Annotated in this window: 25 protein-coding genes and 1 tRNA gene; 6 read left to right on the forward strand and 20 right to left on the reverse strand. The window is 48.0% G+C overall.

Translation table 11 applies throughout. The features are described 5' to 3' along the window. Positions 1-8 precede the first annotated feature (8 nt). From QUE65_RS08215 to QUE65_RS08265, 11 genes are all read right to left on the reverse strand, one after another. The gene (locus QUE65_RS08215) at positions 9-455 is read right to left on the reverse strand and encodes a bactofilin family protein (protein ID WP_215369787.1); all 447 of its coding nucleotides are present in this window, start codon (positions 453-455) and stop codon (positions 9-11) included. 19 nt (positions 456-474) lie between these two features. Beyond that, entirely contained in the window at positions 475-801 is a 327-nt protein-coding gene (locus QUE65_RS08220) for a bactofilin family protein (RefSeq protein WP_286280583.1), read from the reverse strand. Positions 802-961: 160 nt separating this feature from the next. Continuing rightward, positions 962-1,453, reverse strand: a complete 492-nt coding sequence (locus QUE65_RS08225; protein ID WP_286280585.1) for a copper chaperone PCu(A)C — start codon at positions 1,451-1,453, stop codon at positions 962-964. A gap of 20 nt (positions 1,454-1,473) precedes the next feature. Further along, entirely contained in the window at positions 1,474-1,887 is a 414-nt protein-coding gene (locus tag QUE65_RS08230) for a DsrE family protein (protein WP_286280587.1), read from the reverse strand. 58 nt (positions 1,888-1,945) lie between these two features. After that, positions 1,946-2,320, reverse strand: a complete 375-nt coding sequence (locus QUE65_RS08235; protein ID WP_286280589.1) for a DUF2946 domain-containing protein — start codon at positions 2,318-2,320, stop codon at positions 1,946-1,948. Between the two features lie 75 nt (positions 2,321-2,395). Continuing rightward, positions 2,396-3,883 (reverse strand): tripartite tricarboxylate transporter permease, encoded by a 1,488-nt coding sequence (locus tag QUE65_RS08240; RefSeq protein WP_286280590.1) that lies wholly within the window; start codon positions 3,881-3,883, stop codon positions 2,396-2,398. A 39-nt stretch (positions 3,884-3,922) separates the two neighbouring features. Further along, complete coding sequence (locus QUE65_RS08245) at positions 3,923-4,438, reverse strand: tripartite tricarboxylate transporter TctB family protein (protein ID WP_215369798.1); 516 nt, start codon at positions 4,436-4,438, stop codon at positions 3,923-3,925. 72 nt (positions 4,439-4,510) lie between these two features. Beyond that, entirely contained in the window at positions 4,511-5,521 is a 1,011-nt protein-coding gene (locus QUE65_RS08250; protein ID WP_286280593.1) for a Bug family tripartite tricarboxylate transporter substrate binding protein, read from the reverse strand. A gap of 184 nt (positions 5,522-5,705) precedes the next feature. Further along, positions 5,706-5,781 (reverse strand) — tRNA-Thr (locus tag QUE65_RS08255). 62 nt (positions 5,782-5,843) lie between these two features. Further along, positions 5,844-8,507 carry an aminopeptidase N gene (gene pepN, locus QUE65_RS08260; protein ID WP_286280595.1) on the reverse strand — a complete coding sequence of 888 codons (2,664 nt, stop codon included), beginning with the start codon at positions 8,505-8,507 and terminating at the stop codon, positions 5,844-5,846. Between the two features lie 32 nt (positions 8,508-8,539). After that, entirely contained in the window at positions 8,540-9,127 is a 588-nt protein-coding gene (locus tag QUE65_RS08265; protein WP_286280596.1) for a TMEM165/GDT1 family protein, read from the reverse strand. A gap of 114 nt (positions 9,128-9,241) precedes the next feature. Here QUE65_RS08265 and QUE65_RS08270 point away from each other — a divergent pair, with 114 nt between their 5' ends. Both QUE65_RS08270 and QUE65_RS08275 read left to right on the forward strand, forming a co-directional pair. Next, the gene (locus tag QUE65_RS08270) at positions 9,242-10,579 is read left to right on the forward strand and encodes a heterodisulfide reductase-related iron-sulfur binding cluster (RefSeq protein ID WP_286280597.1); all 1,338 of its coding nucleotides are present in this window, start codon (positions 9,242-9,244) and stop codon (positions 10,577-10,579) included. A gap of 3 nt (positions 10,580-10,582) precedes the next feature. Beyond that, positions 10,583-11,188 carry a DUF3501 family protein gene (locus tag QUE65_RS08275; RefSeq protein ID WP_286280598.1) on the forward strand — a complete coding sequence of 202 codons (606 nt, stop codon included), beginning with the start codon at positions 10,583-10,585 and terminating at the stop codon, positions 11,186-11,188. On the opposite strand, the gene ald is transcribed toward QUE65_RS08275, so the two are convergent. From ald to QUE65_RS08300, 5 genes are all read right to left on the reverse strand, one after another. Beyond that, positions 11,168-12,310, reverse strand: a complete 1,143-nt coding sequence (ald, locus tag QUE65_RS08280) for an alanine dehydrogenase (RefSeq protein WP_286280599.1) — start codon at positions 12,308-12,310, stop codon at positions 11,168-11,170. The two genes, QUE65_RS08275 and ald, sit on opposite strands and share 21 nt — an antisense overlap. Continuing rightward, the gene (locus QUE65_RS08285) at positions 12,307-13,734 is read right to left on the reverse strand and encodes an amino acid permease (protein ID WP_458574752.1); all 1,428 of its coding nucleotides are present in this window, start codon (positions 13,732-13,734) and stop codon (positions 12,307-12,309) included. Before QUE65_RS08285 ends, ald begins: the two co-directional genes overlap by 4 nt. Positions 13,735-13,926: 192 nt before the next feature. Then, positions 13,927-15,960: a fused MFS/spermidine synthase gene (locus QUE65_RS08290; protein WP_286280600.1), complete on the reverse strand. Its 2,034-nt coding sequence runs from the start codon at positions 15,958-15,960 to the stop codon at positions 13,927-13,929. 162 nt (positions 15,961-16,122) lie between these two features. Continuing rightward, complete coding sequence (locus QUE65_RS08295; protein ID WP_286280601.1) at positions 16,123-16,266, reverse strand: hypothetical protein; 144 nt, start codon at positions 16,264-16,266, stop codon at positions 16,123-16,125. Positions 16,267-16,441: 175 nt separating this feature from the next. Continuing rightward, positions 16,442-17,230, reverse strand: coding sequence for a tRNA threonylcarbamoyladenosine dehydratase (locus QUE65_RS08300; protein WP_286280602.1), 789 nt, complete (start codon positions 17,228-17,230; stop codon positions 16,442-16,444). A 22-nt stretch (positions 17,231-17,252) separates the two neighbouring features. On the opposite strand from QUE65_RS08300, the gene pdxH reads away from it, so the two are divergent. Then, a complete protein-coding gene (gene pdxH / locus QUE65_RS08305) occupies positions 17,253-17,900 on the forward strand; it encodes a pyridoxamine 5'-phosphate oxidase (RefSeq protein WP_286280604.1) in 648 nt (215 codons plus the stop codon). Positions 17,901-17,910: 10 nt separating this feature from the next. Here the strand turns inward: pdxH and msrA are convergent, their stop codons facing one another. Both msrA and leuE read right to left on the reverse strand, forming a co-directional pair. Next, positions 17,911-18,447 carry a peptide-methionine (S)-S-oxide reductase MsrA gene (gene msrA, locus QUE65_RS08310; RefSeq protein WP_286282499.1) on the reverse strand — a complete coding sequence of 179 codons (537 nt, stop codon included), beginning with the start codon at positions 18,445-18,447 and terminating at the stop codon, positions 17,911-17,913. A gap of 31 nt (positions 18,448-18,478) precedes the next feature. Then, positions 18,479-19,201: a leucine efflux protein LeuE gene (gene leuE, locus QUE65_RS08315; protein ID WP_286280605.1), complete on the reverse strand. Its 723-nt coding sequence runs from the start codon at positions 19,199-19,201 to the stop codon at positions 18,479-18,481. A gap of 141 nt (positions 19,202-19,342) precedes the next feature. Here leuE and QUE65_RS08320 point away from each other — a divergent pair, with 141 nt between their 5' ends. Beyond that, the gene (locus tag QUE65_RS08320; RefSeq protein ID WP_286280608.1) at positions 19,343-20,665 is read left to right on the forward strand and encodes a DEAD/DEAH box helicase; all 1,323 of its coding nucleotides are present in this window, start codon (positions 19,343-19,345) and stop codon (positions 20,663-20,665) included. A gap of 12 nt (positions 20,666-20,677) precedes the next feature. Further along, a complete protein-coding gene (locus QUE65_RS08325; protein ID WP_286280610.1) occupies positions 20,678-21,268 on the forward strand; it encodes a chorismate--pyruvate lyase family protein in 591 nt (196 codons plus the stop codon). On the opposite strand, the gene QUE65_RS08330 is transcribed toward QUE65_RS08325, so the two are convergent. Together QUE65_RS08330 and hemC are read right to left on the reverse strand one after the other, a co-directional pair. Continuing rightward, positions 21,195-22,055 carry a uroporphyrinogen-III synthase gene (locus QUE65_RS08330; protein ID WP_286280611.1) on the reverse strand — a complete coding sequence of 287 codons (861 nt, stop codon included), beginning with the start codon at positions 22,053-22,055 and terminating at the stop codon, positions 21,195-21,197. The genes QUE65_RS08325 and QUE65_RS08330 overlap by 74 nt on opposite strands. Positions 22,056-22,059: 4 nt before the next feature. Then, positions 22,060-22,989, reverse strand: a complete 930-nt coding sequence (hemC, locus tag QUE65_RS08335) for a hydroxymethylbilane synthase (protein ID WP_286280612.1) — start codon at positions 22,987-22,989, stop codon at positions 22,060-22,062. Between the two features lie 53 nt (positions 22,990-23,042). Here hemC and argH point away from each other — a divergent pair, with 53 nt between their 5' ends. Then, complete coding sequence (argH, locus tag QUE65_RS08340; RefSeq protein WP_286280614.1) at positions 23,043-24,470, forward strand: argininosuccinate lyase; 1,428 nt, start codon at positions 23,043-23,045, stop codon at positions 24,468-24,470. Positions 24,471-24,482 lie beyond the last annotated feature (12 nt).

Consider the following 24,482-nt stretch of genomic DNA (forward strand, 5'->3'; position numbering starts at 1 on the left):
AATTGCAATTACTTCTTAATGAAGTGACCCTTGATCTTACCGCCACGTTGGATATGGACCGAGTCATACGATACAGAGCCATCAACCTCGGCAAGAGGGCCAATATTGAGCTCTTGGCAATTAATATCACCCAAAACCTTACCCTTCACCATCACCTGATCGGAGAAGAGTTCGCCCTCTACAAGGCCCGATGAATCAATCAAAACGGATTTGGCCGTTACCTTACCTTTGATCACACCAGAGATATTTAAAACGCCTTCGGATGTAATGGTTCCAACAAACTCAAAGCCTTCGCTAATAATGGAAGGCTTAATCGGATTTGCACGATTTACATTGTTTTCATAGCCATAGCTTTGATCCGGCTCAGCCGCTACTTCGGTTACTGGCTCTGAATACGTATTTTGAGATTCATCAGAGGGATTCTCTGGAATGTCATTGGATTTCTTTGAAAACATAGATCACCTAAATAGGAGGTTAAATAAGGTGCAGATCGCCGTGTAAGGTTCCGCCCTTTTCGATCTCAATCTCAGCGTAATGAACAGAACCGCCGACTTTACCGCTAGAGCGAATAATTAGCGATCGGGAGGCAGTTAACTGCTCGGCAACTTCTCCTCGGATATCAACCGATTCTGCGACCACTTTGCCACGAATCAAACCAGAAGCTTCAACAATCACTTGTTTGGCAGACAAATCGCCTTCCACAACACCGGAAACCGAGGCAATATCGGGCACAGCAAAATTTCCCTTCAAAATGACCCCTTCACCAACAAATAGACAACCCGATTGATTTGCATCGACCATGAAAAACCCTTAAATAGCGTGAATAATTGCTTATAAATTTAGTATTAGGCAGCCCTCTAAAGATCTGCCATAAGCTATAAATTTATCACAATTAGAAGTCAAAAAATCAATCGGGCCCACCAAAAGCGGTAATTACGGGAAAAACCCTTAGTCAAGGAAATCAGTGCTTCATCGAGCCCCCATGACCGCCGGAGATATCCCTCACTTGTAATTTAACTTCCACCTCACCCGATTTCTGAAATTTCAGCTTCACCGGAACGGTTTCGCCTGCTTTTAAGGGCGCCTTAATATCCATAAACATGAGGTGCAAGCCGCCCGGTTTTAGCTCGACAGAGCCATTAGCCGGGACGTCAATCCCCTTGACTTCACGCATTTTCATGACATTACCGTCCATCGCCATGGTGTGCAGCTGCATCTCGCCAGCCACCGGGGAGCTTGCCGCAATCAATTGATCAGCGGCGCCTTTATTTTCAATCTTCATAAACCCGCCCGCAGCTTTTTGACCTGGGGCCGTTGCTCGCGCATAGGGATTCTCGATCTTCAGTTGCCCAATCCGATAGTCGGAGCCCTTAGCATCGTTATGGGCAAGAGACCAGCCAGAAAAGCCAATTAGAGCGCTTGCGGTGATTGCATGTAGAAATTTGGTATTCATAATGATCCTTTCTGTAATCGTTACCATGTCATTGTTTTAGTGCCATCTTTAAAGAGTGCGTCGCCGGTTACTTTAGGAGAGCCCATTTTGATACCAGGCAATAGGTCGCCTGGACTTAATCCGTAATGCTTTAAACACATGGGGCACATAATGACCGTACCCCCTTTGGCAATAATCTCTTGAAGTATTTTTTGTTGATCGGCGTACTTATCAGCACCCGATTTAACACCAACAAAGACGCCTTGATCGCTTAGAAAAATACTCAAGGGATGCCCATTTTCGTTGTGATGCTTACCGAAATTGAGGGCCATCGTGACCCGATGAGGCTCCCCACTAGTTAGGCTAATAAATAGTGGGTCATTGGGTCCTGCAAATGCTGAAAAACTAAATACCGCGAGTAATGTAAGCAACCAAGAACGCATGAAGTGACTCATCACGCTTAAACTCCCATAAAAACTTCGCATTAGGGGCAACACAGCCCCGCCATTGAACTTAAGTGCGAGTATTCTGAGGTGGTCCCTGAGAGGGAAGCTTGACCCATGCAAAGAGTGTCTTTGCAGACTCTAAAAAGAGGTTTGGGATCAATGCATGCGTTGAAGGGCTAGCAAACTGAAGATTACTTAATAAACTAGGAAGTCCTACCGGTTGAGCGAGGCAATACAGGCAGTCCACAGACGCGTTCGTTACCGCATCCTCGGTATTTAGATCAAGAACCTGTTTTGTACCATCCGCCATGCAAATTTCCATTGCCAAAGCCGAGCCATTGGTTGGCATCGATACTGCATGGGTCATCGTTGGTGCCAGTGCTCCAAAAATAAACGCCAGAGTAGTTAGCCAATGAATCAGTTTTCGGTTTGGAAAATACATATACTTATTTTATCGATAAGCGTATGAAATAACAAAAAAGGGGGCTTGCGCCCCCCTTTTTTTAAGTTACCAGCATTACGCCTTCTTCTGACGCAATTTAGAAATCAGCGGCCAGAAAAGCAGGATGAGTGCCAAGGCGGTGATCGTACCAACCAGATAGTTGGAGAAGAAGATGCCCAAGCTACCCTGAGATACCAACATCGCTTGGCGGAAAGAATCTTCAGCGCGATCGCCCAATACCAAGGCAAGAACCATTGGCGCCATCGGGTAGTCGAGTTTCTTAAAGAGGTAGCCCAAGACTCCAAAGCCCAACATCAGCCATACATCAAACATCGCATTGTTCACCGTAAATGCGCCAACAGCACAAATAACAATGATCACTGGAGCAATGATTGAGAATGGGATTCTTAAGATGGAGGCAAAAATCGGTACGCAGGTCAAGACCACAAAGAGACCGGCAATATTACCCAAGTACATACTCGCGATTAAGCCCCAAACAAAATCTGGCTTCTCAACAAACAAAAGTGGTCCTGGCTGTAAACCCCAGATCAGGAGGCCGCCCAATAACACCGCAGCGGTTGGTGAGCCAGGAATACCCAAAGAGAGCATCGGTAGCAAAGCTGCGGTACCGGCAGCATGAGCTGCGGTCTCTGGAGCAACAATACCCTCCATCTCACCCTTACCAAAATTATTCCTATTTTTGGCCATTTGCTTTGCAACGCCGTAGCTCATAAATGAGGCTGGAGTTGCGCCGCCAGGAGTGATACCCATCCAGCAACCAATTAAGCAGCTGCGTAGGGATGTTGCCCAGTACTTCGGTAACTGAGCCCAAGTTTCAAAAACAACCTTTGCTTTGATCTTGGCACTTTTACCGGAGAACTTGAGACCTTCCTCCATGGATTGCAAAATTTCGCCGATACCAAATAGACCGATCACCGCAATTAAGAAATCAAAGCCGCGCATTAACTCCGACGAGCCAAAGGTTAAGCGTAATTGACCGGTAACGGTATCCATTCCCACAGCAGCTAACGCAAAACCAAGCATCATTGCTGATAAAACTTTGAACGGTGAACCTTTGTTCATGCCCACAAAACTACAGAAGGTTAATAAGTAAACCGCAAAGAATTCAGGGGGGCCGAACTGCAGAGCAAACTTTGCCACGAGCGGCGCCAAGAAGGTGATGACAACGACTGCAAAAACGGCACCAATACACGATGAGGTAAAAGCGGCTGTAAGTGCCTCGCCCGCTTTGCCATTTTGCGCCATTGGATAGCCATCAAATGTTGTCGCAACCGACCATGGCTCACCGGGAATGTTAAACAGAATGGAGGTAATCGCACCTCCGAATAAAGCACCCCAGTAAATACTGGAGAGCATGATGATCGCCGAAGTGGGCGACATGGTAAAAGTCAAGGGTAGCAAAATGGCAATGCCATTAGCCCCGCCAAGCCCAGGCAATACCCCAATAATGACTCCGAGGATCACTCCGATCAACATCAACATGACGTTGTAGGGTGACAATGCTACGGCAAAGCCTCCAAATAGCGCGTTAATTTCTTCCACGTTTGCTCCTTTTATTCAATCTTGTAGTGGATGCTTTGCTTACTGCAAACCAAATATAGCCAAGGGGTTAAACAACGAACCATGTGGCAACGGAATTTGAAACCAATACTCAAACATCATGTAAAGAACGATGCTTACACCAAGTCCAACCGCAAGGGCTTTCCAAAATACGTATTTCCCAAGCCAGACCATGAAAAAGGTAATGTAGAGGACGCCAGCAACATATATTCCGATCAGCTGAACACCCAAAACAAAGAGGGCTGCCGGAATGAGAACGGCCATCACTTGCCGAAAGGGTTCTCTCTCAACAAATGTCTCGTCAGCAAGCTCTTTAGCGCGAATCGACTGAATCAAGGTCACTGAGCTACAAATCAAAATAATCAGGCTAATGTAGAAAGGGAAATAGCCTGACTCAGGACCATCGCTGCCCCATTTAGCGCCAAGTTTTAAGCTTCCCACCATCACCACAACGCCGACGACAATAAACATGAGGGCGGTGATGATTTCCATCGTACGCATACTTACGACTGAATCATGATTTGAATTCTCTGACATTCTTCACTCTTCTCTTAATCGATTACTAAAAAAATAAGACCTCACCATGAGGTCTTATTTCACAACTACCAATTACTTCGCAATAAAGCCAGCTTCCTTCATCAGCTGAGCATGCTGAGCATCGGCTTTCTCAAGCCAGTTTGTAAACTCTTTACCGGTCATGAAGGTTTGGTTAAATGCGCCATCGGCCATGAACTTCTTCCACTCCGGTGTCTCACGAACCTTTTTGAACAAGTCAATATAGAAATCCACTTGTGCTTGAGTCACACCAGGTGGCATGAAAATACCGCGCAACATCACATAGTCAGTATTCACACCCACTTCACGGCAGGTTGGAACGTCATTCCACGATAGCGTTGGGGTAATTTTCTCCTTGTATGGCATACGCTGTGTATCAAATACGCACTGCGCAGTTAACTTACCAGCACGCCACTGAGCAACAGCTTCAATTGGATTGTTCACAGTGGAATCAACGTGATTACCAACTAACTGAACGGCTACTGCGCCGCCACCAGCAAATGGAACATAAGTGAACTTAGTACCAGTTGCTTTCTCAAGTGCTACGGTAATGATTTGGTCTTCTTGCTTCGAACCAGTTCCACCCATCTTGAACTTATTAGGACCTGCAGCTTTAGCGGCTTCCACATAGTCCTTCGCAGACTTATAGCCTTTTTCAGTATTTGTCCACAACACGAATTGATCAAGCGCCAGCATCGCGACTGGGGTCATGTCTTGCCATTTAAATGGCACACCCGTTGCACGTGGGGTTGTGAATAGATTTGAGAGGGTAATAATGATCTTATGGGGATCGCCTTTGGCTTCCTTGATTGCTAGATAGCCTTCAGCACCAGCACCAGCACCTTTATTTACTGGAATCATGGATTGCTTCATCAAATTATTTTTAGAAATAATTCCCTGAATCATCCGCGCCATTTGATCAGCGCCACCACCAGGACCGGCAGAGATAATGAATTCAACAGGTTTTGTTGGCTCCCACTTAGCCTGAGCGTGAGCGGTGGTCGTAGCTGCAAAACCAGCTACCAAGGCAACGCTCAACAACGTGGATTTGAATTTCAAACGCATGGATGCTCCTCCAATAAATTTTCAAAATTATTAATTTTGTTATGCAGCAACTTTGACGACTAATTCTTCAATAAAAGTTTTAGACAAAAATTGACAAACATCAACAAACGAAAATTTTCACATAAGTAAAACCCGTACTGACTAGTGAAAACCCTTGCTTTGGAAACTTATTTACGAGCCGAATTGGTGCCGGAAATAGGAATCGAACCTACGACCTTCGCATTACGAATGCGCTGCTCTACCAACTGAGCTATTCCGGCTTATGAGATAAAAAGACCCTGTTTGAGGCAATGATTTTAGCTCAGCACTTTGAGCAAATCGCTCATCGCGGCGCAGGCTTTGCAAGCAACGCCTTGGAAACCACTTCCCGAACGTCGGGGGAAAGACGGTTAGCGGCCGCAACCTTCTCCAATGCGACTTTCATTGACTTTTGGTAGCGCGGGGCAAACTGCCGCCAGCGGTCCAAACCTCGGGCTAGGCGTGCCGCTACTTGGGGATTGATCTCATCAAGTGCAATAACCTGCTGTGCCCAAAAAGCATACGTCACGCCCTCGGCCGCATGAAATCCACCCGGGTTGCTCAAGCAAAATGCATGAAGTAAGCTGCGCACTCGATTGGGGTTGTTCATCTGAAACGCGGGATGGCGCATGAGCTCCTGAACGTGACCAAGCACAGTATGGCCTTGAGTCTGAGGGGGTTGGGTGGCCTGCAAAGCAAACCACTTATCGACCACAAGCGGGTCTTCGGAAAAGCGCTGATAAAAATCCGCTAACGCATTCTTAGCGTGGGGGGCGCCGACAGCCACTAAAGCCTGCAATGCGGCAAAGCGATCGGTCATATTGTTTGCTAACTCGTATTGATCTTCAGCCACCTCGTACCACTGCGTATCCTTGGTTTCCAAAAGCATCATGAGTGCATCATTTTTGAGGGCGCGCCGACCCATACTCTTCGCATCTGGACTGTATTTGGCCGAGGTTTGTAATGAGCGATAGATTCTCTCCCAATCGGATTTCAGCGCATTTGCTAGGGTTGATTTAAAACCTCTACGCGCCCAATGTAATTTCTGAGGATCAACCGATTGAACCTGCTCATATAAATAGGTTTCGGCTGGTAGCGTAAAGAGAAGTTGCTTATAGGCTGGATCCAATGGTGAATCAACCAATAATCTGCGGTAGGCCTCTAAAAATTGTTGGTTGGGCTTTCGGTCGGACAAAATAAATTGTTGGGCTAACTTTTGCACAGCCTCCCAGCGGTTGAACGAGTCGGTTTCGTATGCCATCAGAGCGAGTAGCTCTGCTTCACTCTGCGGATGCTCAAGCACAATGGGTGCAGAGAAATCCCGATTAATCGACAGCACGGGTTTTGCAGGAATTTGCTTTACCACCCAGGTTTGCTCAGGCTGAGTCAGTTCCAGTAAAACTTCCTGACCAAAATAGTTGGCTTCTTTAGATGTAAGCGCTGCATTGCCGCTAAATAACAAACTCGCTTTCAATGGAATATGAAATAGCTTTTTTGTCTTTTGCCCGGGAGTGGGCGGGCAAGATTGCTTGAGGGTCAAGCGGTACTCGTGCTTGCGCGAATCAAATTGTTCCTTGACTTGAACCCGTGGGGTACCCGATTGACTGTACCAATTTTTGAACTGACTGAGATCACGCCCGTTGGCGTCTGCCATTGCCGCGATGAACTCATCGCAAGTGACCGCCATCCCATCATGTCGCTTGAAGTACAAATCCATACCGCGACGAAAGCCATCGACCCCGAGTAAGGTTTGATACATCCGTACTACTTCGGCACCCTTCTCGTAAACCGTGACCGTGTAGAAATTATTGATTTCTTGATACTCATCAGGGCGAATGGGATGCGCCATGGGTCCCGCATCCTCGGGGAACTGCATCTGGCGTAATAAACGCACATCGTCGATGCGCTTGACTGCCCTACCAGACTCGGTACCCATTTGATCGGCTGAGAACTCTTGATCCCGAAATACCGTTAAACCTTCTTTTAGTGATAACTGAAACCAATCCCGGCAAGTAACACGATTGCCAGTCCAATTATGAAAATACTCATGCGCGACCACGCTCTCTACATTGGCAAAATCCGTATCCGTGGCAGTTTGCGCATCCGCAAGCACAAACTTAGTATTAAAGATATTGAGGCCCTTGTTCTCCATCGCCCCCATGTTGAAGTCGCTCACGGCCACAATCATGAAGCGCTCTAAATCAAGTTCCAATCCAAAGCGTTCTTCATCCCAGGCGATTGATCGCTTTAAAGAATCCATCGCGTGATGGGTTTTATGCAGATCGCGGGGCTCGACCCAAATTTGCAATAGCTTTTTATCGCCACTACCAGAAGTAATGACATCCTCTAAGCAAACAAATTTGCCAGCCACTAATGCAAATAAATAAGAAGGTTTCGGAAATGGATCCTCCCAAATGGCGCTGTGCCAACCATCGGCTAAATCCTCTTTGGCAATCAAATTTCCATTCGAGAGTAAGACCGGATAATCCGCTTTGCGGGCACGCAAGGTCACCCGATAGCGCGCCATTACATCGGGGCGATCCTGGTAATAGGTAATTTTGCGAAAACCCTCTGCTTCGCACTGCGTAAAGAAGTTACCGCGTGAGACGTACAGCCCCATTAGGGAGGTATTTTTTTCAGGTATGCATGCGGTTTTGATTTTAATGACAAAATTTTGCTTACCTCGATTAGGTAAGCCATGAATCACCATTCGGCCTGGTGTTAACTCCACATGACGATGGGTTTGGCCATTGATACGCAAACTAATAAACTCAAGATCTTCACCATCCAAGATGAGGGGAACCTCGTCTTTAGCATTTTGTGTTGCCTCAGTCGGGATCACCTCAATGCGACTATGCACGAGGGTACGTTGGGGTATTAACTCAACATCAAGTTCCACCTGGCCAAATTGATAATCAGGAGCTTTGTAGTGGAGGCGCAAAAAGCGCTTGGCAGAATCAGTTCGCATGAAATGATTTTAGTTGCTTCCTAAATAAGTAATTAGGTAAGATTCCCACCCCAAAGTAGAGTAGCCATTCCTAGCAGAATAAAAATCGTGGCTGCAATGCGATGCACCCACGCAATTGGCAAGCGCTTGGTAAATTGTTGTCCAAGCCATACTGCCGGGGCATTCGCCAACATCATGCCCAGAGTGGTTCCAAGGGTTACAGATAAAACACTGTCGTACTTTGCACCGAGCGCAATCGTCGCGATTTGGGTTTTATCTCCCATTTCAGCAATGAAGAACAAGCTGGTGGTTAAGACAAAAATTGCCCAAGCCCCTTTGGCTGGTTTTGCGGCCTGGTCTTCATCCAGTTTGTCGGGAATGAGTAGCCATGCGCCCAGGGCTAAAAATCCAATCCCCAAGATCCAACGCAACAGATCAGGACTCAGTAGCCCAGCAACCCAATGCCCCACATAGGCGGCCAGGGCATGGTTGGCAAGGGTTGCCAGCAAGATCCCCCACACAATTGGCCAAGCATGTTTGGGATAGCGCGCAGCGAGCATCAAGGATAAAAGCTGGGTCTTATCCCCGATTTCCGCTAGGGCAACAACCCCAGTGGAAATCAATAATCCATAAAAATCCATATAAATCAGTTATTTAAATAAAATCTATCAATATTTTTAATTAATACAATTTGGCTATCATAGGAAAAAACCCTAAACTGCGTCCATCTTAATTTTTCTCTCGAAGGTAAACCCATGACTTTACGCGAAGGTAATCTCGAAGCCCCAACCAGACACCCCCTGGACTGGACAAATCCGGACTTCTACAACACCGAAAAGCTCGAAGCCGAGATGGAGCGGGTGTTCGATCTTTGCCATGGTTGCCGTCGCTGCGTCAACCTGTGTGGCTCATTCCCAACCCTTTTTGATCTTGTCGATGCGACCGAAGAAGGTGAAGTGGAAGGGGTAGCGAAAGCGGATTATCAAAAAGTTGTTGATCAGTGTTATCTGTGTGATGTTTGCTACATGACCAAATGCCCCTACACCCCACCTCACCCGTGGAATATTGATTTCCCTCACCTCATGTTGCGCGCCAAAGCCGTTGCCTTCAAAGAGGGTAAAACGACCTTTCGCGACAAATTGTTATCGTCTACGGACAAACTCGGTCAGTTTGCAGGCATTCCAATCGTGACCCAAGCAGTCAATGCGGTCAATAACATGGGTGTTACACGACTGGTAATGGAAGGTGCTCTAGGCGTTGATAAAAAAGCGTGGGTTCCTGAGTATGCTGCGAAGACCTTCCCGCAATTGGCGAAGGCATCGGCGGCGTTTCCAGTTAAAGATGGTCAACGCACTCCAGGCAAGGTCGCCATCTATGCAACCTGCTACATCAACTACAACGAGCCCGGTATTGGTCAAGACCTCATCAAGATTCTGAATCACAATCAGATTCCCTATGCGCTAGTTGATAAAGAGGCGTGCTGTGGAATGCCAAAACTCGAATTGGGTGACCTTGAATCTGTAAAAGAAAATAAAGATAAGAACATCCCCAAACTTGCTAAATTGGCGCGTGAGGGCTACGCCATCGTGACCCCAATTCCATCGTGCACCCTGATGTTCAAACAAGAGTTACCCCTCATGTTCCCAGATGATGCTGATGTGCAAGCGGTCAAAGAAGCCATGTGGGATCCGTTTGAGTACTTTATTGCGCGCAGTAAAGATGGCCTCCTCAATCAAGACTTCAAAGAAGAGCTTGGTCATGTGAGCTATCACGTTGCCTGCCACTCACGCGTGCAAAATGTTGGCCAGAAGACCGCTGAAGCACTCAAACTCATTCCAGGTACTGAAGTGAATGTGGTTGAACGCTGCTCGGGCCACTCAGGAACGTGGGGTGTAAAGAAAGAGTTTCATGCAATGGCGATGAAAATTGGTCGTCCAGTATTTCGCAGCATGGCCGAAGAATCGCCCAATTACATTAGCTCCGATTGCCAACTCGCTGGGCATCATATTGCTCAAGGGATGGATGAACTTGGTTTGCCGAAAACTGCCATGGCGCATCCACTAACACTAATGGCCAAAGCCTACGGACTCTAAATCATGACAACAGGATCAATTGAAATGGGAAAAATTACACGCGATAGTTTATTAAGCCTTGAGGCTTACCACAAAGCACGTCCTGACATCAGAGCGCGCGCCATTGCAGAACGCAAACTGCGCACTGTTCATTTAGGCGATCACCTTACTCTCATCTTTGAAAACGAGTTCTTAATGCGTTATCAGATTCAAGAGATGTTACGCGTTGAGAAAACCTTCGAAGACGAAGGCATTCAAGATGAGTTGGATGCATACAACCCCATGGTACCTGGTGGTTCGGACTTTAAGGTCACCATGATGATTGAGTACCCCAATGAGGCCGATCGTCGCGTCGCGCTTGCAAAGTTGGTTGGTGTTGAAGATCAGATCTTTATTGAGATTGAAGGTCAGCCACGGGTCTATGCAATTGCTGACGAAGATTTGGAGCGAGCAACGACCGAGAAAACCTCGGCCGTGCATTTCCTGCGCATTCCACTAACACCGGCCATGAAAGACGCGCTCAAGGCAGGTGCCCAGATGATGGTGGGTTGCGACCACAAGGGTTATCCCATGCATGTCGAAACCCTCCCCCATGAAACACTCGCTTCCTTAGTTACAGACCTCGACTAAATCGGGGCTTAATAACGCCTCGTCGATTGGAACGTACGACCGCTTCTGTGCCCGAGCAACGGGTGCAGAAGTGAGTTGCCCACGACAAATACTCAGCCCATTCCTTAAATGCGAGTTCAATCGCAAAGCTTCCATCACTCCAAGATTGGCAATTTGCTCAATAAAGGGATAGGTCGCATTGGTTAAACCAATCGTGGATGTCCGAGCAACCGCGCCTGGCATATTGGCCACACAGTAATGAATCACTCCATGTTCTATGTAGGTCGGCTCTGCGTGGGTGGTGGGGCGTGAGGTCTCAAAACAACCGCCTTGATCAATCGCCACATCGACCAAAACCGATCCGGCTCGCATCTGCTTGATCATGGCCGCGGTCACCAATTTAGGTGCTGAGCCACCTGGCAGCAACACTGCGCCAATCACCAAATCGCTTTCTCTCACTGCATTCTCAATACTTTGCTGATCAGAGAACAGGGTTTGCACTCGATTACCGTATAGCGCATCAATTTGCCGTAGGCGATCCAAGTCGCGATCCATGATGCTCACGTGAGCGCCCATGCCAACTGCAATTTGCAAGGCATGACGGCCTACAACTCCTGCACCCAAGATCAAGATCTTTGCAGTAGCAACACCGGGAATGCCGCCAAGCAATAATCCGGAGCCCCCTTTGGATTTCTCCAAATGTGCAGCCCCCGCCTGAATCGACATGCGGCCAGCGACCTCACTCATGGGGGCTAGTAGAGGCAATGCTCCGCTCGATGAGGTCACCGTCTCGTAAGCAATACATATTGCTTTTGACTGAATCAATGCCTCCGTTTGGACTGGATCAGGCGCCAAATGCAAATAAGTAAACAGGGTCTGATCTGCATGCAGCATGGCACACTCAATGGGCTGTGGCTCTTTCACCTTGACGATTAACTCGGCGGCGGCGAAGACCGCTTTGGCATCTTCGAGTAATGTTGCACCAGCCGCTTGATACTGCGCATCGGTAAACCCAATTTGTGCGCCAGCATTTTTTTCCACCAGCACCGAGTGGCCTTGGCGGGTAAGGCCATTGACCAGGCTAGGGGTTAGTCCAACCCGAAACTCATTATTTTTAATTTCTTTTGGAATACCAATAATCATTTCTGCTCTCCTAATTGAAGTACGTGTTTTTTATTAATTCCTAATACGAAATACAGGATCAAATAAATGGTTAATAAGATTGGCCCCACAATGAGTGCCATGCGCGCATCCTCATGAAAACTCATCAAGACAATGACCAGCGCAATAAAGGCCAAGGCAAACCAACTGGAATATGGCCACCAGGGAGCGCGGTATGACAATTGCGCAAGTTGATCCTTGCTAAGGCTTGCCCGAAAGCGGAAGTGGGTATACAAAATGGAGATCCAGACCATGAGGCCCACAAATGTGACCGCCGCCATCATGTAATGGAAAGCCTTCTCAGGAACAAAATAGTTCAGTACGACACCAACCATCGGTATACATACCGTTCCAATCACAGCACGATGCGGAACACCCGTTCGTGACAACGTAACAAAAGACTTTGGAGCATAGCCATTCGCAGATAAGGCATATAACAAGCGGCCACCACTAAACACCCCAGCATTGCAGGCGGATAGAGCTGCAGTAATCACCACAAAATTAATAATGCCAGCAGCCTCGCGTAAGCCAATGCGCTCAAACATGGCCACAAATGGACTACCTTGCTGACCGACCTCATTCCATGGAAAGATTGCCAGAATAACCATCAGCGCACCTAAGTAAAAAATGAGGATGCGCCAAATGAGTGAGTCGATGGCCATCGGAATTGTCTGTTTCGGGTTTTGTGCTTCGCCTGCAGATAGCCCAATCATTTCAATGCCGACATAGGCAAACAGCACCATATGTAATGAGAGTAAAAATCCACTAAAGCCGTTCGGAAAAAATCCGCCATGCTGCCAGAGATTACTCAGCCCCATCGGTACCCAGTCGTTAGTAAACCCAAAGAAGATCACTGAGCAACCCAATGCGATCATCAGCACGATTGCCATAATTTTGATGAGTGCAAACCAGAACTCAAACTCACCAAATACTTTGACGGCAATCAAATTGATCAGCCCCATCAAGATGATGGAAGACAATGCCCAAATCCATTGCGGTGTGTCTGGAAACCAAATCCCCATGTAAATACCCACCGCAGTCACTTCAGCAATGGCCACGACCACCCAGTAGGTCCAGTACCCCCAACCCACCATGTATCCGGCTAGTGGATTGACATAGGTATTAGCATAGGTGGCAAATGATCCCGTGACCGGTTCATGGACAGCCATTTCTCCCAGGGTTCGTAAGACCACAAATGCAACCATGCCAGCCAAGAAGTAGGCAAGCAAGATGGATGGCCCTGCAATTTGAATTGCGGTGGCGGATCCTAAAAATAATCCAACACCAATCGTAGAACCCAAAGCCATTAAGCGAATGTGCCTGACTTTGAGGTGGCGCTTTAAGCCTTCTTCATTCTTCTCCAAGAGAACTCCTTTCATGATGACGGTGGCACAACGCCACCGCATGAAAGTCTATGGAGCGAACTCGATTGAAACCAGTACTTAAAAATTACAGAAGTATCAAGAACTAAATTAGTGCTTAGACTTCTCGTAGAAACTGCTGAATAATCAAGATGAATTGCTTAAATAAAAAAGATTGCTTACAGAAGAATCAGTAAATTCTTACAGGGATAGCCCTAGGCAAATAACAGAGAATTCTTAAGAGCCACGCTTAAACAACCGTAATAAATTAATGTAGTCATCGGTAAACATCGGGAAACCAGGGCGCTTTTGAATTTCCACTGCGCCGGATTTAATCTTCTCTTGATTCAATAAATTTTGATTTCGCGTCATGATGACTTGGTCAGTATTTGCCAACCAATACTCAGGCCCGGTCTCAAAATCGGGTGAGTCGGTTACCAAAACAATCGATAAGCCATGGGCATCGGCCAAATTTTTAGCCACAGGTAATAAATCCACAAAACGGTTGGTTGCCTGAAACACGATTACGCCATTAGGCTTGAGGTGTTTCATATAAATTTCCATCGCCTCTTTGGTAATTAAATGGGTTGGAATTGAATCCCCTGAGAATGCATCCATTGCCAATACATCAAATTGTCGAGATGGCTCGCGATCGAGAGAAAGGCGACCATCGCCGATCACGATTTCATGGGTTCCTTTCATCTTTTCCAAAAAAGTGAAATCTTTTTTAGCCGCAGTGACCACCGATGGTGAGATTTCATAAAACACCCAATGATCACCAGGCTTGGCATAGACTGCTAACGCGCCCGCTCCCAAACCGATTACCCCGACAGTCTTTGGTGCGTCGGGCAAACTTGCGAAGACCCGTCCATAACCACTCGTTGGTCCATAGTAGCTCGATGGCGTCATTTGCAACTCTTCTTCAAGCAACTGTCCACCATGCGCGATCGCGCCATGAATTAAGCTTCGGAAATTCGCTCCGGTAGAGTTATCGCGGGTACGTACAACACCATAAAAATCGCGCTCCATAAATCGCACATCGAGCGTGTAGTCCCGAATTCCCTGCCATGACAACAGCCCAACGGCTAAGACAACGAGGGAAGCAACCCCCTTAGCCAACCAACGCATCCGTGAGGTTTCACCAATCGGTATAAATAGAGCAATCACCGCAGCACCAATGAGAGCGGCATAGAGCTCAAAATACCCTGCAAAGACCAAGGGTGCGATGACGGCCATGGCCAATGAGCCAAGTGCCCCACCAATCGATATGGATAGATAAAAAGTCGTTAACTTGGAAGGATGCGGCTTCAGACGAGCCAGCTCACCGTGGCACACCATACAAACCACAAATAAACCGAGTGCATAAACCGGTGTCACCATCTTGAGATTGAGGGAATCCGACAGCCACGCCATTGCTGGAACAAGCACAATCGCTAGCGGCAAAAATACTGCACGCTTATACCAGCGGGGATGATCAAAACTGATGATGAAGGTGATTAAGTAAAGCGCAAGGGGCACCACCCACAGTAATGGTGCTGATGAGATGTTTTGGGTTAAATGACTACTAACTCCCAATAGCAATGCCGAACCAATCGCCGATAAGGCCACCCAACGTAACCATTGGCCAATATGAATGGAATGAGTGGCATCATTTAAATCGGATCCACCAACCTGCTGATCGCCAACGTTTTGTGCGTTCTTAACGGTTGATAAACCAAGAGCAAAACATAAGACTGCAAAGATACAAAATAATCCGGACCATGCCCATGCGGTCTCACGGTTACCAAGCCAAGGCTCAATCAAAAATGGGTATCCGAGCAGGGCTAGGAGTGAAGCAAAATTTGAGAGGGCAAAGAGGCGATAAGGGGCTGAGGCTTGGTGGCGACGCCAATACCAAGCGCCAATTAACGGGGTAGTGCTTGCGAGTAAAAAATACGGCAACCCGATGGTTGCTAATAGTAGTCCTAGGATTCTTAAAATCGGATCCTCGTTACCAAAGGGGCGCCACGCATCGCTCGCAATGATCGGCATCGTAATGATTGCAGCTACCAAAAGAACGCCGTGCACGATGACCTGTCGCTTCATCGACAGATAACGAGTCAAGACATCGGCGTAGGCATAACCTGCGAGAAGCGCAGATTGAAAAAAAAGTAAACAGGTTCCCCACACTGCAGCAGAACCCCCAAACCACGGCAAGATTTGTTTTGCGATTAAAGGCTGAACCAGAAAAATTAGGAACGCGGAAATGAAAATAACGATGGCGTAGAACATGGTTTGGCGATAGTGGATTGTTTCAATCTAAATGGCGCGCTGATGTTTAACCAGTTTTGTATAAGACGCCATCAAAAAAGATGGGGATTGGGGAGTAATTTCAAACAGAAAATTAGATACAAAAAAACCCCAGCAAGCTGGGGTTCTTTGAGACAAAAAGGATTACTTCTTGTCAGCTGGCTTAGCAGCAGGAGCAGCAGCAGCTGGCTTAGCGTCTTTCTTCTCGTCTTTCTTAGCTGGAGCAGCTTGAGCGAAAACACCAGCGGAGAACAAACCAGCAACTAACATAGCAACGATCTTTTTCATGTAAAACTCCAAAATAAAATTAATAAACGTAGTCTCCTACGGATCTAACTGCCACCTCAACCAAAACCAATGTAGCTACGAATGGCTTTAGCCGAAGCTAGTTCATTAACGCCCCCAAAAAACAAAGCGTTGACAAACTAATTACCTGAACATCAATTTCAAGTAAATCAGGAGTTTAGCAAAAAGATTGGCCCGAGGAATTGGTGATTTGCTTAAGGCAAGCGGAAGCTGCCGCAAATCCAAATGCCGCGGTTACAGTAACCCCGGAACCATACCCTGAGCATTCCAAACCCCCACTGGCTATGCCCCTCCTGGCTTCTGATGAGTAAACCGCCTGAATTCCCATGGGTTTCTTTAAATCCCTACTAAATGAGTGGTTTTTTCGCAATTGCGCTCTGATTTTGGCCAGTAAGGGGTCTTGAATGGTCTTAGCCAGGTCGGCAATCTGAATTCGAGTGGGGTCTAACTTCCCCCCGGCACCCCCGCACATGGTTAATGGAATCTGGTGACGCTGACAAAAATTGGCAAGCGCAACCTTGGTAGATGCCTCATCGCAAGCATCGAGGACAAAAGCCGCCTTGGGAATGATGTGCTCTAGATTTCCTAACTCGGCGAATGCATCATGAACCGTGAGTTGTATCGCTGGGTTAATGGCTTGTAAACGCTCAGCCATCGCTAACACTTTCGCTTTTCCGAAATTTCCTTCAACGGCATGCAACTGACGATTAACGTTACTTAGCGCAATGTGATCAAAATCCACCAAGACCAAATGACCAACGGCTGAGCGTGCTAAAGCTTCGGCGGCCCATGACCCAACCCCGCCAAGACCGATCACTACGACCGTGGCACGGCCAAAAGCTTCAAATGCACCCTCGCCGTATAAACGGGCTACTCCAGCAAATCGTCGATCTGCAGCCGGGTTGCTTTCACAGGTGGTTTGGTCAACTGTTCTTTCGTTTGCCATAGGCTCTCTTTATACTCAATCCATGAGCACAATCAGTAAAAACTTAGCCGATCTACGCAAAAACTATACCGCAGGGCAATTATCGGAAAACGATGTGCCAGCTGATCCGGTTGTTCTATTTGAAACCTGGTTTTTACAGGCTAGTCAGGCGCAGTGCCCTGAACCGAATGCGATGGTGCTCGCTACCGCTGATGCAAGCGGTACTCCCTCGGCACGGGTGGTTTTATTAAAAGGAATCAGCCAGGGTAATTTTTGTTTCTTTACCAATTACGCCAGTCAAAAGGGGCAAGAGCTTGAAAACCGTCCACACGCAGCACTTCTTTTTCATTGGCACGAACTAGAACGTCAGGTTCGCATTAACGGCATTGTGTCGAAGCTCACCGCAGCAGAGAGTGATGACTATTTTTTTCAACGTCCTCCAGCCTCTCGTATTGGTGCTTGGGCCTCACCCCAAAGTCGAGAAATTGAGAGTCGTGCTTTTTTAGAACAGGAAGAGCTCCGCTTTAAAGAACAATTTGGAGAAAACCCTCCCCGACCAGCGCAATGGGGGGGATATCGCCTAAAGCCCGAGAAGATTGAGTTTTGGCAGGGTCGCCCCTCGCGCTTGCACGATCGCATTTTGTTTACCAAGACTCAAGAGGTATGGCGCGTTAGTCGCTTAGCGCCATAGGGCGGATACCTTAATCCTTGAGCAAGGTTGTAAAGGTTTTTTTGAACTTACTCACCTTAGGTCCAACCACAGCCATGCAATACCCTTGAAATGGATGATTGCGATAGTAATTTTGATGATAGTCTTCAGCAGGATAAAAAACTGGGGCCATGATCACCTCAGTGACGATCGGATCAGAAAAGTGTCTTTGTGCCTCAAGCTCTCTCACGAGCTCTTTAGCGGTTTGTAGTTGCTGCTCGCTTAAGGCATAAATGACCGAACGGTATTGGGTTCCAACGTCATTCCCCTGATAGTTCAATGTGGTTGGATCATGGATCACAAAAAATATTTCCAATAACTGTCGATAGGTGACGACGGTGGGATCAAATTCAATCTGAACGACCTCAGCATGACCCGTTGACTCTGAGCAGACCGCTTCATAGCTTGGATTTTCGATATGGCCCCCAGCATATCCGGAGATCACATGTTGTACGCCTTGGACGCGCTGATAGACCGCCTCGAGGCACCAGAAACACCCCCCACCCAATATCGCCTTCTCTGAAATCATTGCCACGAAGATTCTCCAATGCTGTTTGAACTTAACTTCCCATGAGTAAGCGTAATGCAAAATAAATAAACAAGATGCTGACTCCAAACCACAGCATAGCCGCCAATTGCGGGCGACGCTCAAATCCATGGGCAAGGGTTTCGCCAGCCCAAATCAGTGCCCCTAAGTAGGTGATGCTAATCACTTGCAAGATGATGGCAAGGTATAAAAAACTGAGCGCCGGGTTGGCAAATTGCGGATCCACAAACTGAGTAAAGAAGGAAATGAAGAAAAAAATCGCTTTGGGGTTGGTCAACGACAAAGCTAGAGCAGCGACAAAAGGATGCATTTGCAGAAATCGAATCGAGCCTACTTGGGCGCCACTCTGTGGAACACTTTTTTGAAAACGGTACCAAGCGGTTCGCATCAGACCCCAAGCTAGCCACAATAAATAAATCGCCCCGAGCCAGCGTAATGCAATAAAGAGGGTTGGAGAGTTTTGCAACAGCGACGCGGCACCCAAAACAATCGCCGCCATCAGGAGCGAATCGCCCACAACAATGCCAAACGATGCCCATGCTCCTGCTCTCCAACCCAATTGGGAGGTGGTCGCTAGAACATAAAGGGAGTTTGGGCCCGGCAATAAAACAATCGCAATAGTACCCAGAATAAAGGTCGGCAACTGCACAACGCCTACCTGAGTCAAATTCATCCAATCCAGCATGACTAGATCATAAACAGGAAACGTGTCATAATTAAGGGCTTTTTGAAACATCGTCCCCAGCAATTTACATTTTTCAGCGTTTTGGTTTTTACCCCGCTGCCGCTTGTCTGATGGTCGATGCCCTAGACCATCGCGCCTTTATATAAACCAGGCGCACAACCGGAGACCATCCTGTAAGAGGATGGATATTGCATGTCACATTCTGCTGAAATTACGAATCATTCATTTGCTTCACTGAACTTAGCCGCGCCCTTACTCAAAAACATTGAGGCGCTTGGCTATACCCAAGCTACCCCTGTACAGGCACAGGTCATCCCTGCGACCCTCGGGGGCGGTGATTTATTGGTGAGCAGCCAAACAGGTAGCGGTAAAACCGCTGCCTTTTTGCTACCTCTTCTTCACCAACTCGTTCTTGCCAACCCGCATGGCAGTCCTGTGCCCGGTCGTGCTCAGCCCAAGATCTTAGTCTTGTGCCCAACGCGTGAACTCGCCCAACAAGTTGCCACCGACGCAATTAATCTAGCTCGCGGCATCAAGAGTCTGCGGATTGCTACGATCATGGGCGGTATGCCCTATGGCAAGCAAATCCAAGCCATTAAGGGTGCAAGCTTAGTAGTAGCAACCCCAGGCCGTTTGCTGGATTTATTTAATTCTCGTGCCATTCGCTTAGACCAAGTTGAGTGTCTAGTCGTCGACGAGGCCGATCGCATGTTAGATCTTGGCTTTGCCGAGGATCTCGAGGCAATCGATGAGCGATGCAAGGGCCGTTCCCAAACACTGATGTTCTCAGCGACGTTCGCACCGCGCATCATGAGCCTTGCTTCCAATCTCACGAAGGATGCAAAGCGCATCGAACTGGCTCATGCCGGTGAAGCGCATGCCAACATTGCCCAAAAACTGCATTGGGCCGACAACATGGCACACAAGCATCGTCTGTTGGAGCACCTGCTCTCAGACCCCGAGCTTGACCAAGCGGTTGTCTTCGCAAGCACCCAGGTCGAAAGTGAAAAGATTGCCGACACCTTACGTGCTAATGGCTATCAGGCCAGCGCATTGCATGGCGCTATGCCACAGGCCGTTCGCAATCGTCGCCTTGATTCATTGCGCAAAGGTCAAACCCGTATTTTGGTTGCCACTGATGTCGCTGCGCGTGGAATTGATGTACCCCGCATCAGTCATGTGATCAATTTTGGCCTACCCATGAAGCCGGAAGACTATACCCACCGCATCGGTCGTACGGGTCGTGCTGGACGCAATGGCATTGCAATTACATTGGCCGAGCATCGTGACCGTGTGAAGATTAGGGCCATTGAGCGATTTACTCAGCAACCCATGGCGGCTGCTGAAATTGCTGGTCTTGAGCCCCAACAAAAACCCAGTGCACATAAACCCAATCATCGCCCTGGTCCCGCTAAGCGGAATAAACCCAAGTTTGGTGGACAAGCTCGCAAAAGTTCAGGGGCACGGTTTGGCGCCCGTACCGGTTCATTCCAAAATAGCACACGTCAGCATTAACTAGCGCTTGCTATGTTGTGGCGGAAGTCTCGCTCTCCATTCACTTGGCATCAACTTGATCATGGGGCACCCTTGGGTGCTCCATTGGCATTACATGAATGGTTAAGTGATACCGGATCGCTCACACGCAAACTCGAGAAAGCACTGCTCTACCCCGACGATCGTCACCTTGAATTGCAGATTCTTGCCGATTGCAAACAGGATTTAGTGGCATCGGAGAAAAAATTCTTTAGTCGCCCCATGAATCGTTCACGAATTCGTGAGATCTTGCTGTGCGATCAGGGTGAACCAATTGTGATGGCGCGCAGTGTATTACCGATTACGAGTTCGATCGGAAGCAATCACACGATTCTGAAATTAGGTCATAAACCTTTGGGTGCGGTTCTGTTTGCCAAAGTTCTTAAGGGACGCTTTCGCCCCATTCGGCAAATCGTTCGTTTAGACCATCACCATCCCGAGTGGAAAGTTTGTCAGCGTCGCTATGCCGATCTCCCCAAACGCGTTTGGGCCAGGCGAACTCTCTACCACCTCAATGGTCATCCTCTCTTAGTGATGGAGATCTTCTTACCTGCTCTGTTAGCCAAACTGCAGCGGACCGACTAATTGATTCATCTCGCGGCTCACAAACCAAGATATTCGTAAATCCAATCTGCCGGGCCGCGTTTGCGATGTTCGAATGACTGCAAAGCGCATGGCTATTCTTAATCATTATTTTTGGACTTCGGTTGAGCGCTTTGCAACGCTCTCCTAGATGACGAACTGCCTCAGAGGATGTTAAGGTCCATAGGGTGTGCTGTGGCTGAGTCTCGGCACACGACTGCCACAGCGGGCTTGCAGGGTCTAAAGGAATCCGGGAGTAAATCGAAACAACCTCAACCATGGCACCAACTGTACCTAATCGCTCCATTAAGGTCTCGCGACCCCCTTCACCTTTGATGATCAACACTGACTCCGTTGACCAGTCATGGATAGTGGCATGGAGCACCTTCCATAATCCATCAGAATCGGATTCATCCTGGGCAGGAACCAGGATGGACTTTTGATCAACACCGTGCCGGATGAGAGCCTCCTGACTACTCTGCCCAACTACCCCAATCCTAGCTTTAGCTGCGAGCAATTGATCCCAGGATGAGTTGCTGTCGTCAATGGCCCGCATGGTGCACTCAATCGCATTGGGGCTAACAAAAATGATCAGTGTTGCCTGTTGAAGAGCGTTACGTAATTTCGTTAAAAGCTCCAAATCATTTTTTGGAACAATCGTCAGCAAGGGAAGACTAATAATTTGCACTGATGGATAAATTGCCTGCGTAGCTGCTTGCATCAATTCAATTAAGCGCCGTGCTTGACCGGTCGGTCGGGTTACGATAATCGCCGGTTCAAACGCCTTCACAGATTTAGTGCGGCAATAAGGCTGCCGCCCCCTTCGCAATTAAATCATCGGCAATCGCCAAACCAAATGCTTCGGCCTCTTGATAATTACTGATCGCTCGCGAACCGGAAGCCAAACAAATTTGCCGACCATCGGTACTCGCGACATACGAGCGCATCGTGAGCTCCTGAGGGCTTTGCCATTGGGCATGCGCTGCTAAAGGCACCTCGCAAGAGCCGCCCAATTTACGCGATACCGCCCGCTCAGCAGTCACCGCTAAAGCGGTTGGCAAATCATTTAAAGGTGCAAGCCAAGCTTTCACATCAGAGCGTGCACTTAAGGTTTCAATACCGAGTGCGCCTTGGCCTGCAGCAGGTGTGTGGGGATCATAGGGCAATAAGGCTTTAATGCGAGAACCCATGCCTAGACGCTTTAAGCCTGCAGCAGCCAAAATAATGGCTTGGTACTCACCACGGTCAAGCTTAGCCATCCGTGTATCCAAATTACCGCGCAAGGGCTCAACCTGCAAATGCGGGTACTGACTCCGAATAATGGCTTCACGTCGCAAACTCGATGTACCAACAACCGCTCCGGCTGGTAGCGCAGCGAGGCTTGCGTATTGATTGGATACCAAGGCATCGCGCGCATCCTCTCGCACCATAATGCAGGATAGATCAAAGCCCTCTGGCATGACCATCGGCACATCTTTTAATGAATGCACAGCAAGATCAGCACGACCATCCTCAAGTGCCGTTTCTAACTCCTTCACAAATAATCCCTTACCCCCTACTTTAGAGAGGGCGCGATCTAAGATCTGGTCACCTTTGGTGGTCATTCCCAAGATGATGACCTCGCAGTTGGGATAAAGATTTTTGAGACATGCTTGAACATGCTCGGCTTGCCACATGGCAAGCCTGCTCTCACGAGAGGCAATAACTAAACGCGTTGGGCTCATAGGGCAACTTCAGAATTAAAATAAACTGTTACGACACACAATATACTGTGTTTATGAGCTCATCCAAAAATTCCTTAGCCAATAAATCCAAAGCATGGTCTGGCCGCTTTGCTGAACCCGTTGATACCCTCGTTCAGCACTACACCTCCTCGCTCGCCTTTGACCAGCGCCTAGCCCTCGTTGATATCGCTGGGTCCCTTGCCCACGCCGAGATGCTCGCTGCCCAGAAAATCATTTCGAAGGCAGATTTCATGGCCATCCAAAAGGGCATGGCACAGATCGAAAAAGAAATTATGGCCGGACGCTTTGATTGGCAATTAGCCCTTGAAGATGTTCACCTCAATATTGAGGCGAGGCTCACCAAATTGATTGGGGATGCAGGCAAACGTCTACATACCGGTCGCTCTCGCAATGATCAAGTTGCTACCGATATCCGCTTATGGCTAAGAAGTGAGATTGATTTAATCCAGGCGGATCTCACACGCTTACGCACTGCTCTTCTTCGCCTTGCTGAGGAGCACGCTAGCACCATCATGCCGGGTCATACCCATCTGCAGGTGGCGCAACCCGTCACATTTGGACATCATCTGCTGGCCTACTACGAAATGTTTACCCGTGATTCTCAGCGCTTGGCCGATTGCCGCGCCCGACTAAATCAATTACCTTTGGGTGCCGCTGCCTTAGCTGGCACAAGCTACCCAATTGATCGGGCACGCGTTGCTAAAACACTTGGGTTTGATGGGGTCTGCCAAAACTCGCTTGATGCTGTCTCTGATCGTGATTTTGCGATTGAGTTTTGCGCAAGCGCTGCAATTCTGATGATGCATATCTCAAGACTGTCTGAAGAACTGATTCTGTGGCTTAGCCCACGCTTTGGTTTTATCGATTTGCCAGACCGTTTTTGCACCGGTAGCTCGATCATGCCGCAAAAGAAAAATCCCGATGTACCAGAATTAGCCCGGGGTAAGACTGGGCGGGTGAATGGTGATTTGATTGCCCTTTTAACCCTGATGAAAGGGCAGCCTCTCGCCTATAACAAGGATAACCAAGAAGATAAAGAACCACTTTTTGATGCTGTTGATACGGTTAGTCAAACGATCCAAATTTTTGCGGATATGGTGCCGCATATCAAGGTTCATAAGACTGCTATGGAACAGGCAGCGCAGGAGGGTTTTGCGACTGCAACTGACCTCGCTGATTATTTAGTGAAGCAAGGCTTACCCTTTCGGGATGCGCATGAGGCCGTTGCCCATGCGGTCAAACACTGTGTCGATAAACATTGCGCCTTAAGCGATCTCAGTCTGACTGAACTCATCAAGGCTTGCGGTCTCAGCCCGAAGTCCAAGCTAATTACCCAAGAGGTATTTGCGGTACTAACCCCCAAGGGATCGGTCAATGCCCGCAATCATGTGGGAGGCACTGCACCCAAACAAGTGCTTGTAGCCATCAAACGTGCGCGTACTGGTCTGAGAAAGAAGTAATAACGAGGGAAA

Source organism: Polynucleobacter sp. HIN8, assembly GCF_030297615.1.
Classification (GTDB): Bacteria; Pseudomonadota; Gammaproteobacteria; order Burkholderiales; family Burkholderiaceae; genus Polynucleobacter.

What these genes read in the sequence shown, in the direction of transcription:
- QUE65_RS08245 (WP_215369798.1), bottom strand. Translation starts at nt 4,438, where the DNA reads ATGTCAGAGAATTCAAATCATGATTCAGTCGTAAGTATGCGTACGATG.
- QUE65_RS08265 (WP_286280596.1), bottom strand. Translation starts at nt 9,127, where the DNA reads ATGGATTTTTATGGATTATTGATTTCCACTGGGGTTGTTGCCCTAGCG.
- QUE65_RS08275 (WP_286280598.1), top strand. Translation starts at nt 10,583, where the DNA reads ATGACAACAGGATCAATTGAAATGGGAAAAATTACACGCGATAGTTTA.
- QUE65_RS08220 (WP_286280583.1), bottom strand. Translation starts at nt 801, where the DNA reads ATGGTCGATGCAAATCAATCGGGTTGTCTATTTGTTGGTGAAGGGGTC.
- QUE65_RS08290 (WP_286280600.1), bottom strand. Translation starts at nt 15,960, where the DNA reads ATGTTCTACGCCATCGTTATTTTCATTTCCGCGTTCCTAATTTTTCTG.
- QUE65_RS08300 (WP_286280602.1), bottom strand. Translation starts at nt 17,230, where the DNA reads ATGGCAAACGAAAGAACAGTTGACCAAACCACCTGTGAAAGCAACCCG.
- QUE65_RS08325 (WP_286280610.1), top strand. Translation starts at nt 20,678, where the DNA reads ATGTTGTGGCGGAAGTCTCGCTCTCCATTCACTTGGCATCAACTTGAT.
- msrA (WP_286282499.1), bottom strand. Translation starts at nt 18,447, where the DNA reads ATGATTTCAGAGAAGGCGATATTGGGTGGGGGGTGTTTCTGGTGCCTC.
- QUE65_RS08295 (WP_286280601.1), bottom strand. Translation starts at nt 16,266, where the DNA reads ATGAAAAAGATCGTTGCTATGTTAGTTGCTGGTTTGTTCTCCGCTGGT.
- QUE65_RS08235 (WP_286280589.1), bottom strand. Translation starts at nt 2,320, where the DNA reads ATGTATTTTCCAAACCGAAAACTGATTCATTGGCTAACTACTCTGGCG.
- hemC (WP_286280612.1), bottom strand. Translation starts at nt 22,989, where the DNA reads ATGAGCCCAACGCGTTTAGTTATTGCCTCTCGTGAGAGCAGGCTTGCC.
- QUE65_RS08320 (WP_286280608.1), top strand. Translation starts at nt 19,343, where the DNA reads ATGTCACATTCTGCTGAAATTACGAATCATTCATTTGCTTCACTGAAC.
- QUE65_RS08215 (WP_215369787.1), bottom strand. Translation starts at nt 455, where the DNA reads ATGTTTTCAAAGAAATCCAATGACATTCCAGAGAATCCCTCTGATGAA.
- QUE65_RS08225 (WP_286280585.1), bottom strand. Translation starts at nt 1,453, where the DNA reads ATGAATACCAAATTTCTACATGCAATCACCGCAAGCGCTCTAATTGGC.
- QUE65_RS08270 (WP_286280597.1), top strand. Translation starts at nt 9,242, where the DNA reads ATGACTTTACGCGAAGGTAATCTCGAAGCCCCAACCAGACACCCCCTG.
- QUE65_RS08285 (WP_458574752.1), bottom strand. Translation starts at nt 13,734, where the DNA reads ATGCGGTGGCGTTGTGCCACCGTCATCATGAAAGGAGTTCTCTTGGAG.
- ald (WP_286280599.1), bottom strand. Translation starts at nt 12,310, where the DNA reads ATGATTATTGGTATTCCAAAAGAAATTAAAAATAATGAGTTTCGGGTT.
- QUE65_RS08250 (WP_286280593.1), bottom strand. Translation starts at nt 5,521, where the DNA reads ATGCGTTTGAAATTCAAATCCACGTTGTTGAGCGTTGCCTTGGTAGCT.
- pdxH (WP_286280604.1), top strand. Translation starts at nt 17,253, where the DNA reads ATGAGCACAATCAGTAAAAACTTAGCCGATCTACGCAAAAACTATACC.
- QUE65_RS08230 (WP_286280587.1), bottom strand. Translation starts at nt 1,887, where the DNA reads ATGAGTCACTTCATGCGTTCTTGGTTGCTTACATTACTCGCGGTATTT.
- argH (WP_286280614.1), top strand. Translation starts at nt 23,043, where the DNA reads ATGAGCTCATCCAAAAATTCCTTAGCCAATAAATCCAAAGCATGGTCT.
- leuE (WP_286280605.1), bottom strand. Translation starts at nt 19,201, where the DNA reads ATGTTTCAAAAAGCCCTTAATTATGACACGTTTCCTGTTTATGATCTA.
- pepN (WP_286280595.1), bottom strand. Translation starts at nt 8,507, where the DNA reads ATGCGAACTGATTCTGCCAAGCGCTTTTTGCGCCTCCACTACAAAGCT.